This is a genomic window from Bacillus sp. GMs2/2 (genome assembly GCF_050172095.1).
GTDB lineage: Bacteria > Bacillota > Bacilli > Bacillales > Bacillaceae_G > Bacillus_A > Bacillus_A cereus.
The window spans coordinates 1-2,047 of the sequence record NZ_JBNLYE010000545.1 but is presented as its reverse complement, the minus strand read 5'-3'; the positions used below and the strand labels follow the sequence as shown (position 1 = coordinate 2,047).

Sequence of the window (2,047 nt, the reverse complement as noted above, 5' to 3'; positions counted from 1 at the left end):
GTAATTTTTTTTAATACATTTCAATAACCGATGTTTAAAATGTACGTTTCATAACATTAAAGGAGTGAGTTAAATATGGTAATTCTATATACAACAGCAAGCTGTGCTTCATGCCGAAAAGCGAAAGCATGGCTTGAAGAGCATCAAATTGATTATATTGAAAAAAACATCGTATCAAATTCTATGACAGTTGATGAGCTTAAATCGATTCTTCGTTTAACTGAAGAGGGGGCTACTGAAATTATTTCAACTAGATCCAAAACTTTTCAGGACTTAAATATAAATATTGAGGAGCTCTCGCTCAATGAATTTTATACATTAATAATTGAGCATCCACTAATGTTACGTCGCCCAATTATGCTGGACGAGAAAAGATTGCAGATTGGTTTTAATGAGGAAGAAATTCGTAAATTTTTACCACGTAGCGTTCGAACGTTTTTGAACATTGAATTGCAAAAGTTGGCTAATTAATAAGTAATATTTTTTAGGGAAAGTGGTATGAAAGGAGGAAGCAGAAAATGATAGAAGTATGTGTTACAGTCAATTATAACGATAGAAATTATCAAACAAATGTTATTGTAAGTAAAGATACGATATGGACAAAAATTAAACAATTGGCAGAAGAACAAGTGAAGAAACAGTGGAGTGTTTAATTTTATTTTCAACTTAAAAAGCTAAATGAAGTTATCAGATATAGGTGGGACCGGATAGAATATAAGAGAATTAATTTTTTATGGCAAGAAGTATTCTATATGTATTAACGTTCTAACCTATCTGTAATATTTATGGCTACAGTTAATATATGAGAAACAATATTTTTGATCGTAGGAGGAAAACAATGAACAGCGACTTTACCTTGGCCATACACAGTTTAACTTATTTAGCTTTACAGCCAGATCGGATGTCAACAAGTAATGCTATTTCAGAAAGTGCAGGTGTTCACCCAGTACGCATTCGCAAAGTACTAAGTTTGTTAAAAAAACATAAGTTTATACAATCGAAAGAGGGAACTGGTGGAGGTTTTATTTTCGCTCGCGATTTAGATGAAATTAATCTTTGGCATATTTATCAGATAACCTCTGAAGGTGCTTTGCAGCCGAAGTGTCCAGAATCAAACAATCAGTGTGTTGTAGGTTCGAACATGCGAAAAGTTCTTTTCGCTATTTTCTTAGGTGCTGAAGAGCATCTAGGTGAATACTTAAAGAATTATACAATGAAAGAAGTTGTTGATCTTATCAATCAAGAGCGTTAAGCGGCTTAATTATTATATAGCCGTGAGTTCTTAACACTTAAATGTAATGAAAAATATTACAGTATAATTGTTTTTATATCTTTTTTATCGTCACAAAAAATATTTATAGGAAGGTGAAACGGTATGATGTCAAATAATAATCATGTTTTAAAAGTAGGAGATTGGGTTCGTGGAATATCAAATGAAGGTGAATTAATAGTTGGTTATATTGTATCACTTGATGATGTAGAGGATATAGTTACAGTTAGTATTGTGAAACGTGACGGCCAGTACACAATAAACGAAGCGATTTTACTCTTTAGTAAACACGTTAACAAACTCCCTGAATCAAAGGTAATAAATAAGGAACAAATCCTTTATCTTATAGATCTTGCATTATTAACGGGGGATGAAGAATGGTTTATCGAGCTTTCTTCAAAATTAAACTCGATAAAAGAGCTAGTTAATGAGGGATTTTAAAATTTAAACTTTTGAGGGTGCACACAATCCGCCTTATGGAGAGGACACAATTATTTTTCGCATAAAAGGAAATGATGTAAAAATGATTCATTACAAACATAGAGATATCCCTGAAGAAGAGCCGAACAAACTACAATTAAGATGATATTGAAGTGATTTGTTTGTGTATTCCTGATAACGATAATTATGTAAATGAGCTGTCCATATGGGGCAGCTTTTTTGCTTTTTGCTCAGTGTAGCTTTTTAAATTGTATATGAATTCAATATTAATAATATATATCCTAAAATTTGGTTTTTGTATTTTGGGATTTTTTTCTTTTTACCTACATTAATTAT

At 31.5% G+C, this 2,047-nt stretch carries 4 protein-coding genes and 1 pseudogene; all 5 read left to right on the top strand.

Translation table 11 applies throughout. The features are described 5' to 3' along the window. Positions 1-75 precede the first annotated feature (75 nt). Positions 76-471, top strand: coding sequence for a transcriptional regulator SpxA (spxA, locus tag ACQGS6_RS27170; RefSeq protein ID WP_000236190.1), 396 nt, complete (start codon positions 76-78; stop codon positions 469-471). A 47-nt stretch (positions 472-518) separates the two neighbouring features. Continuing rightward, positions 519-653 carry a BA3454 family stress response protein gene (locus tag ACQGS6_RS27165; RefSeq protein ID WP_000573532.1) on the top strand — a complete coding sequence of 45 codons (135 nt, stop codon included), beginning with the start codon at positions 519-521 and terminating at the stop codon, positions 651-653. Positions 654-838: 185 nt separating this feature from the next. Beyond that, a complete protein-coding gene (saiR, locus tag ACQGS6_RS27160; RefSeq protein ID WP_001083465.1) occupies positions 839-1,252 on the top strand; it encodes an Rrf2-family transcriptional regulator SaiR in 414 nt (137 codons plus the stop codon). A gap of 123 nt (positions 1,253-1,375) precedes the next feature. Further along, entirely contained in the window at positions 1,376-1,711 is a 336-nt protein-coding gene (locus tag ACQGS6_RS27155) for an IDEAL domain-containing protein (protein WP_000987462.1), read from the top strand. A gap of 7 nt (positions 1,712-1,718) precedes the next feature. Then, positions 1,719-1,856, top strand: a pseudogene (locus ACQGS6_RS27150) (DUF3888 domain-containing protein); the annotation flags it as partial. Positions 1,857-2,047 lie beyond the last annotated feature (191 nt).

Excerpts from the sequence above, each read along its gene's own strand:
- ACQGS6_RS27155 (WP_000987462.1), top strand. The coding sequence starts at position 1,376 with ATGATGTCAAATAATAATCATGTTTTAAAAGTAGGAGATTGGGTTCGT.
- saiR (WP_001083465.1), top strand. The coding sequence starts at position 839 with ATGAACAGCGACTTTACCTTGGCCATACACAGTTTAACTTATTTAGCT.
- ACQGS6_RS27165 (WP_000573532.1), top strand. The coding sequence starts at position 519 with ATGATAGAAGTATGTGTTACAGTCAATTATAACGATAGAAATTATCAA.
- spxA (WP_000236190.1), top strand. The coding sequence starts at position 76 with ATGGTAATTCTATATACAACAGCAAGCTGTGCTTCATGCCGAAAAGCG.